This is a genomic window from uncultured Nitrospira sp., assembly GCA_902500695.1.
Lineage (GTDB): Bacteria > Nitrospirota > Nitrospiria > Nitrospirales > UBA8639 > Nitrospira_E.
The window spans coordinates 1-7,807 of record CABVRQ010000121.1 but is presented as its reverse complement, the minus strand read 5'-3'; the positions used below and the strand labels follow the sequence as shown (position 1 = coordinate 7,807).

The 7,807-nt window shown below is 51.7% G+C and carries 8 protein-coding genes, 1 tRNA gene and 1 other RNA gene; 1 reads left to right on the top strand and 9 read right to left on the bottom strand.

Annotation, left to right across the window (positions count from 1 at the left end):
• Positions 1 to 1,608: TIR domain-containing protein (locus tag AAH187_RS18220; protein WP_342349912.1), on the bottom strand; the 1,608-nt coding region annotated here is incomplete at its 3' end.
• A gap of 279 nt (positions 1,609 to 1,887) precedes the next feature.
• The gene (locus AAH187_RS18215) at positions 1,888 to 2,328 is read right to left on the bottom strand and encodes a hypothetical protein (RefSeq protein ID WP_342349911.1); all 441 of its coding nucleotides are present in this window, start codon (positions 2,326 to 2,328) and stop codon (positions 1,888 to 1,890) included.
• Between the two features lie 31 nt (positions 2,329 to 2,359).
• On the opposite strand from AAH187_RS18215, the gene AAH187_RS18210 reads away from it, so the two are divergent.
• Positions 2,360 to 2,809, top strand: a complete 450-nt coding sequence (locus tag AAH187_RS18210; protein WP_342349910.1) for a hypothetical protein — start codon at positions 2,360 to 2,362, stop codon at positions 2,807 to 2,809.
• Between the two features lie 12 nt (positions 2,810 to 2,821).
• On the opposite strand, the gene recR is transcribed toward AAH187_RS18210, so the two are convergent.
• The 7 genes from recR to AAH187_RS18175 all read right to left on the bottom strand — a co-directional run bounded on the left by recR (position 2,822) and on the right by AAH187_RS18175 (position 7,343).
• Positions 2,822 to 3,463, bottom strand: coding sequence for a recombination mediator RecR (gene recR, locus AAH187_RS18205; RefSeq protein ID WP_342349909.1), 642 nt, complete (start codon positions 3,461 to 3,463; stop codon positions 2,822 to 2,824).
• 16 nt (positions 3,464 to 3,479) lie between these two features.
• Entirely contained in the window at positions 3,480 to 3,806 is a 327-nt protein-coding gene (locus AAH187_RS18200; RefSeq protein ID WP_342349908.1) for a YbaB/EbfC family nucleoid-associated protein, read from the bottom strand.
• Positions 3,806 to 5,635 carry a DNA polymerase III subunit gamma/tau gene (dnaX, locus tag AAH187_RS18195; protein WP_342349907.1) on the bottom strand — a complete coding sequence of 610 codons (1,830 nt, stop codon included), beginning with the start codon at positions 5,633 to 5,635 and terminating at the stop codon, positions 3,806 to 3,808. The genes AAH187_RS18200 and dnaX overlap by 1 nt, the downstream gene beginning before the upstream one ends.
• Positions 5,636 to 5,730: 95 nt before the next feature.
• Positions 5,731 to 5,830: signal recognition particle sRNA small type (gene ffs, locus AAH187_RS18190), an RNA gene on the bottom strand.
• Positions 5,831 to 5,917: 87 nt separating this feature from the next.
• Positions 5,918 to 6,007 (bottom strand) — tRNA-Ser (locus tag AAH187_RS18185).
• Between the two features lie 258 nt (positions 6,008 to 6,265).
• Positions 6,266 to 7,072 carry a hypothetical protein gene (locus AAH187_RS18180; protein ID WP_342349906.1) on the bottom strand — a complete coding sequence of 269 codons (807 nt, stop codon included), beginning with the start codon at positions 7,070 to 7,072 and terminating at the stop codon, positions 6,266 to 6,268.
• 25 nt (positions 7,073 to 7,097) lie between these two features.
• Positions 7,098 to 7,343, bottom strand: a complete 246-nt coding sequence (locus AAH187_RS18175) for a hypothetical protein (protein WP_342349905.1) — start codon at positions 7,341 to 7,343, stop codon at positions 7,098 to 7,100.
• Positions 7,344 to 7,807: the final 464 nt, after the last annotated feature.

The following is a 7,807-nucleotide window of genomic DNA, read 5'->3' as shown; positions in this document are numbered from 1 at the left end:
CAACAGACGATCACATTGGGGCCAATTTAGAAATTTCACTTCGGGGAATACATGGTTCAGGACGCGAACCCCTCGCTCCATCCCATGGGTTTTGGTCTCTTCATCCATACTATTTTGAATGACGGCTTGGACCAGCCGATGGATGTCCAAAGTTTTTGTTTGGACCTTCCGATTAAGGAGGGAATATTTCAGGATTTCTCCAATTGCCTTGTTAAGCAAAAGGGGGTTCTCAGCAACCGGTCCAAGTATATTTCCTAATTCTGAAGCGCCTTGAGTGATGAGTTCTTCCGGAATGGCATCCGGGGCCAAAAAAGCACAGAATCTCAGGAGTTCCGCAGCAGCTGGATTGGCCTGCTCAATGTTTTGGTATGAGAGGACCCATGTCGTGGCTACCGGATCGGGATGCCCAGGGGCGAAGAGGCCCCGCTCTTTCAGCAGGTCCACACCATGGGCGTTATAGAGATTAAGGTATCCAACCAGTCCACATTGTGTTTCCTCAATGTAGGCGCCAGCCTGGTCTAAGGCGAGTGGCAGGCCGTCCAGTTTTTTGACAATGCCCAAAGCCTGGGTTTGCAGTTCTTCGGGAAGGTTGTCATTGGAAATGTCTTTGGTGATCAATTTGGCCCGTCGTAAAAGAAAAAACACTCCCTCCTGCTCGGGTAATTCTCTGACTTCAATCCGTGAGATTGTCCCTGTGGCTTGCGCTCTGGTGGTGAGAAGAATATTGCCTGTTTGAAGGCCTTGGATGAAAGTCTGGGTTAGGGAAAGGTCATCGGCATTGTCCAGGATCAATAGCCAGCGGTCATGTTGTTGGAGCCATCGCTGAACGGCTTTGACAATCTCTTGCTGATCCTGGGCCTGCTTTTCCCGTAGGTCTAACACCGAGGCGAGCTGGGCAAAGTCGGAAGTGAGGGATTCCTTGGATTCTGATTTGACCCACAGAATATGGCTGTAGTCTTCTTTGTGCTGGTAGGCATACTCCGCGGCCGTTTGAGTTTTGCCGATCCCTCCCAATCCGGAAAAGGCAGCCTTTCCCGATGACAGAAGCGTTTCACGAATTTCTCCAAGAATATCTTCTCTCCCCGTAAAAAATGGATTCCGCTCAAGCGGGATGTTCCAAACCGGTCTGCGATACTCACCGGGCCTCTGAATAGTGGAAGGGTTGGCGTTGGAAGAAATTTCTTGGACGACCTGGCGAATGCCTTTTGCCACATCGGTCCAGGCCTCATCTTTTTTTCTCCAACTGTCAATCGGTTTTCCTTCTTGGGGAAGGGCCTGGAGTTTGGCAAATGGGGCGGTGCCCCAGTCAACCGAACGAATGATTATGGGGATGATCCGGGCTTCCCCATTATCATGTTTTTCCAACGCACGGCCCATTTCCTTGTCGTAACAATAATCAGAGGCCAGAAAGTCAGAGCTGATGAGCAGCAGAATAATCGAGGCCTGCTCCAGGTTTGCGTCGATTTGATCGGCCCATTCCTTTCCTCCGGTAATCTTCCGGTCGTGCCAGACTTCAATAATTCCTTCTCGCTTCAACAAAGCCAAATGGGTATCTAATTGAGTCCGATACCGTTTGTCTTTATGGGAATAGGAGATAAAAACTTTCATATGGGTTTTGAGGATGTTACGCACGGATTTTTAATATATGCTCCCTCAGGGGTAAAACTTTTTGAATGGCCTTTGAGCATCCCAAGAATTTCCTAAATGTTCAAGAGGCTTTGGCGAATGGGCTGACAGATCCATCCTGTGATAGTTGTTAAATTGGGTCTGTTTTTCCCTAACGTATTGCTGGAACCCGATGGAAAGGCTATCATTTCTCTTCTGATCCAACCGTTCGTTCAATTTTTCGATTTTTTTTATCGATTCATAGGAAGGATTCTGCATGGCTCAAAAGAAATCTGTTCGTCGCGTGACTTCAAAGCCCTCTTCGAAGAAACCATCTGTACCCATAAAAAAGACCGTGGCTTCTAAGTCTGCTGCAACGAAAAAGCAGGGAAAAACCGGTACAGCATTGGGAAAGAAAAAAACTTCTCTCAAAGGCCCATCTAAGAAAAAGCCGGTTGTTGCTAAAAAATCACTACCAACGAAAGCCAAGCCAGCTTCTTCTAAAAGCGTTTCTGCAAAAAAGACCGGTACGCCCAAAAAACCTGTGGTGAAGAACACAAAGACCACTGCCACCACAAAAAAGAACACGGCAAAAGCGGCTTCCAAGCCCACAGCCAAGAAGCCCGCTGCTCCAAAACGGCCGACTCTTAAGAAGAAGGCTTCGGTTGTGAAGAAAACAATCGTTGCACCACAGCCTTCTGCTTCGAAATCTGTGGTCAGCAAGAAAAAGGGTTCGGTTTCTGCAAAGAAGATCGTGCCGGCACAAACGAAGAATCCGCAGGCCCAGAATCCAAGTCGATCAGCTCCATCCCCTACCCGTTCAGCCGAGACGAGGACCGGAGGAGAACCTCTCTCTCCGACGGAACGCTATAATCTTGGCGGCCTTTTCGTCTGCGCGATTGAACGAGTCAACGATCCGGAATCCAAACGGCTTCGTGCGGTCCTTCGTCATTTGGGTCTTCCCTCGCAAGAAAAAGATAACCTTCTTCGCCTGTCGCAAGGGTTCACGATTCCAAAATTGTTTGCGGAGGGCCTGGGAGGGGACAAAGTCAGCCAGACTTTGACGGACCTCATCGGGTTTGCGTTGGCTGAAGGGGGCTATGAGAAGAAATGGCGGGATGAAATTAGACAGGTTGGGGTATGGTTGGGCTATTTTCCCGAGCAGTTTGAACAGATTGAAAAGAAGGTTTTAGCGAAACGGTAACCTGGTGCTGGGCTACCCGAGATCGCGGCGGCCTTCGATGGATTTGAGCAGAGTGACCTCATCGGCATATTCGATGTCCATGCCCACCGGAATGCCATAGGCGATGCGGGAAACTTTGACCCCCAGGGGTTTTAACCGCTTGGTCAGATAAATGGCGGTGGCTTCTCCTTCAATGGTGGGGTTGGTGGCCACGATGACTTCCTTGAATGCTCCATTCTGGACCCTGTTCTCCAGGTCATGGGTGCGGATGTCTGCCGGCCCGATGCCGTCGAGTGGAGAAAGCGCCCCATAGAGCACGTGATAGAGGCCTCGAAAGGCCCGGCTTTGTTCGATCGCATACAGGGTACTGGGTTCTTCCACCACGAGGATGGTCGTGGTGTCCCGTTTCGGGTCCAGACAAATCTCGCAGAGCGGGCCTTCGGCAATATTCCGGCATTGGGTACAGAAGGAGACCCCTTCTTTCACGTCACGAATGGCATCGGCCAGGCGAAGTGCCTCTTCCCTGTCCGTTTTCATGAGATGAAAGGCTAATCGTTGCGCCGTTTTTTGCCCAATGCCGGGCAACCGCACGAGTTCACGGCTGAGACGAGCGACCAGCCCCTGAGGTTGGCCATTGGCTCTGGTGTGTTTGGTCGGAGTGGTTTCCAGCATCATGAACCTCGTTTAATGATTAGAACATGCCGGGAATGCCCATCCCTCCGGTGAGGGATTTCATTTCTTCGGCCATCAGCTCTTTCGCCTTTCGTAAGGCTTCATTGGAAGCGGCGACGATTAAGTCTTGCAACATGTCATGGTCCCCGGTTTTCAAAACTTCCGGATCGATGGTCAGCTTGGTTAATTGCATGGCGCCGTTGGCTTGCACGGTCACCATCCCGCCTCCGGCTGAAGCCTCGACGGTTTTCGTGGCCGCTTCTTCCTGAATTTTTCCCATTTTTTCCTGCATGGCCTGGGCTTGCTTTAAGAGATTGCCCATATTGGAGAATGGATTTTTAGACATTAGCGTACCTCCTCATTTTGCGGGGTTCTTTCTGCCGATACGACTTCCCCCCCAAATAGTTCCAATGCTTGTTTCACCAAAGGGTGGGCCTTCACGTTTTCAATCAGATCCTGGTCCTGCTCAAGTTTTTTTTTTGCTCGTAATTCACCGGTTGACGGCGGGTAAGCCTGCCCGTCTTGAAATTCAATGACTTGGACTTTTACCGGGCAGCCGGCGAATTCCTCGCATATTTGACCGATCAGCACCCGATTTTCAGGTTTATCCGTTCGCCAGCGAGCAATCGAATCTTTTTTGGAATAACCCAGGACAATGGAGCCTGCGGTCATGGACACGACACTCCCCTTCTCCAGGAAACTCCCGATATTCGGATGGTCGTTAATCATGCGTTCAACGACGAGTTCCCAATTTAACGTCATAGGTGGGCCAGACGAAGGCTGGGCAGCCGTGTTGGGGGATGCCTTGGATGGTTCGCTATTGTCAGATGACGCTTTTGTCGATACCGGATTTTCCACACCTGGGGGTGTTGAGGAAGGAAACATCGTTGCGGCCCCGCCACTGGGCTTGAGGGGTGCCTGGCTTGGAGGAGTCACCGGTTTTTCCGCAGGCGTTTGGATCTTAGCGGGTTGCGCGGGAGGAGGAGTCGATGTCGCAGGTGATAATGGTTTTGCGTGTGAAATAGATTGAGCGGGTGCGCTGGCCTTCTGTTCGGTTGTGGTGGCGGTCACTGTCACCGGATCAAGAAGCGCTGCTCGTACCACCGCGGCTTCAATCAGGAACCGTGGATGGGAACTTCCTCGGAGCCCGTCCTCTGTTCGCGAGAAAATGGCAAACAGAGCCTGTAAATAGGGCTCGGAGAGTTGTTGGGCTTGCGCGATGGCCTGATCGACTTCCTCGTCTCCCAATTCAAGAAGAGTTTGCACTTGTGGGCGTGATGGCACCACGCAAGCCACGAGCAGATTGCGGCATCGCTCCAACAGTTCCCGGCAATACACCCGGACATCAAAGCCTTGGTCGACCAACTGCCCCACGAGAGACATCGTTTGGGCAGCCTGGTGCCCAAGAATGGCGTCAATCATGAGCCGGACGAGTTCGTCCGGCACGGACCCAATCAGCATTTCCAAATCGCCATGCTGGATGCGTTCTCCACCGAAGGAGACGGCCTGATCCAGCAGGCTCAACGCGTCTCGCATGCTGCCTTCACTGGCTCGAGCCAGGGCCGATAGGCTTCGATCTTCGACGGTCACGCTGGTTTGGGTGGCGACGTGGCGCAGTTGGGTGATGATTTCTAAACGGGAAATGCGTCGAAAGGTGAAGTGCTGACAGCGTGAAAGAATGGTAGCGGGAATTTTATGAACTTCCGTTGTGGCAAAAATAAAGACACAATGACTCGGCGGTTCTTCCAGGGTTTTGAGGAGGGCGTTGAAGGCCGAGTTGGACAGCATATGGACTTCGTCGATGATGTAGACTCGGTATGTGCCATGAAACGGGGCAAACTTGACGTTTTCCCGAAGTTCCCGGACATCGTCCACGCCGGTATTGGAAGCTCCGTCAATTTCAATGACATCGACAGAATTGCCCCTGGTGATTTCCACGCAACTTGGGCAGGTTCCGCAGGCGTGGCTGGTCGGGCCCTGTTCACAGTTAAGGGATTTGGCCAGGATGCGCGCAACGGTGGTCTTGCCGACTCCCCGCATGCCGGAGAAGACATAGGCATGGGCTACCCGCTTGCGGTCGATCGCATTGGTGAGTGTCTGCACGACATGAGGCTGCCCCAGGACTTCCTTGAAGTTGGTTGGGCGGTATTTCCGTGCTGAAACCTGAAATTCCATAATGTGCGTTAACCAGGAAAAGGATTTTTCCTTGAGCACCCTCGAAAACTGACTTCCGGTATCAAGTGACGGAGAAGCAGCCCATAAGGGTTAATCGGGGCCAGGTGATCCTGCGGCACACAGACTAGCCCACGTACCGTTGCTTCCTTCCGGACCTGGCGGGGTTTGCAGGATTCTGTCGCACAGGGCCCAGCCCCTAAATGCAGTCTCGATGGTCCATCGCCTCACGGACTGGCTCAATCCTCCTCTGAGGATTTCGTGATCCTCACGACGGACCAAATATGGCGGAGAGGGTGGGTTTCGAACCCACGGTACCATTGCTGGCACACGTGATTTCCAGTCACGCCGATTCGGCCACTCTCGCACCTCTCCGCGAATGGGTCTCTACTTTGCGGCGCCTGAACCTCTGATGAAGCCGTTTGTCTTTTGGAGGGGATCTGTCAATCCCATCTTAATTATCTTCTTCACCGGGGATCTGTTTGGTGAAAGGTTGCCATCTTACCATGGGGGTTTGAGAGCGACAAGCAAGTGAAGGGAATAGTTAGAGGAGTAGAGCGAGGAAGGGATTAGGAGCGCGAACTCATCCTCCGGCTCCTCACTCCTTACGTTTCATGCCTTTCTTCTTCTTACTTAGGAGATTCGGGATTGGAACATTCGTTGGCGTCGGGAAGATCGATGCAGGGCGGCAAATAAATGGCCTCGAAAGAAGAGCATGAATACCGTCACAATGGGAGTGAGTCCGAGGACGATAACAAAACTCATGTCGGAAGACACCCCCAACAACGAGAGCCACTCAGATAACACGGAAAATGGCAACGTGATGAGATGCCAGAAGTCTAACCCCCCACGCCTTCCCGCCTGGCTGGACATTTGAAAGAAAAATGTCAGACCGAATGGGCCGAAGGCGATGGCCACGGGCAAGAACCATTCGATCCAATTTTCAACGACAAATTCATAACTTTCCCGGACAACCTCGAGGGCGGATCCGTTCCGGCTCTGGTAAATCACTTCCGGTACTGGATTGAGTAGCACAAAAATTAGGAAAAATACGGCTGTGGCAATCAGTGGTTGGTAGGGATTGGTCTGGAGACCCATTTCGAGGAATAACAAGGGAAACCACACCATAAATCCAACAGAAATGACCTCCCAAAAATATTGCCCCATACTTGGGAAGACATCCGGCCAACTCACACGACGCGCCCCCAGGACAGCCTGTTCGGTTAAACTAAGGGTGGATCCAATGACAAGGGCATTGAGGGCACCCAGGATAAACCCTCCGATCATTCCAAGTGGAGCGATGAGGGAGGTGACCAGAATGAGGCCTAGGGCAAAAGCAAGGAGAACGGGGATCAGGATCCATGCGCGCGTGAAGGACTGGATCGAGGCGAACAGGGCTTGGTGGTAAAGGCGACCTGTGGCCTGAATGAAACTCTGCATGAGGCGAGAAGATGCTCCGCGGATCTTACCGGTTGGCTGGAGGCGGGGATTGTATGTTGATAATGTCCTGTTGTCGCTGATCCCGGTCCTGCCTGATTTTTTGTAGCCGACTGGGACGATTCAATGTCCACCATTTGATGGTATCCGCAAAAGTGGGTGACGGCGGAGTTGCGGACCCAACCGGGGACTTTTGAAAGTCATACCCCTGATGATCATCTTTTTTTTCCAGATATTTCTGATAAATATCTTGATAGAGCCGTTTTAAGGTCATATGGTGTTACCTTACCCAACTCCCTCGAGTCGATCAAGAGGGATTATCCATCGAAGGGTTGAGAAATCACCTCGGTGGCGTTCGTTTCCTTCGAGGGTGCGCAGGTGGTCATTTGTCTGTTCTAATCTATTTAATGGGGCTATGATTTGGTTTGAGGGGATTCTGGTAAACACTTCAACATCATACCCGTCCAAATATTTCCCCGCTTAATTGGGATTTCAGTTCCGGCGCTTCCCGGAGGACTGTTTTCTTTACCTGAATTTTAGGATGGCCTGAAGGAGATGGACGTTTTATAATAGGGAGGTTCCGGAGAAGACGGGGGTCTTATTTTCCCTGAGGATTCCAGAGGAAGAACCTCTTATTAAAGCTATGGAGTGAAGCGAAAACGGTTACGGGCGAGAGTGGCGGAATGGCAGACGCGCGAGACTTAGGATCTCGTGGGTAACCGTGGGGGTTCAAGTCCC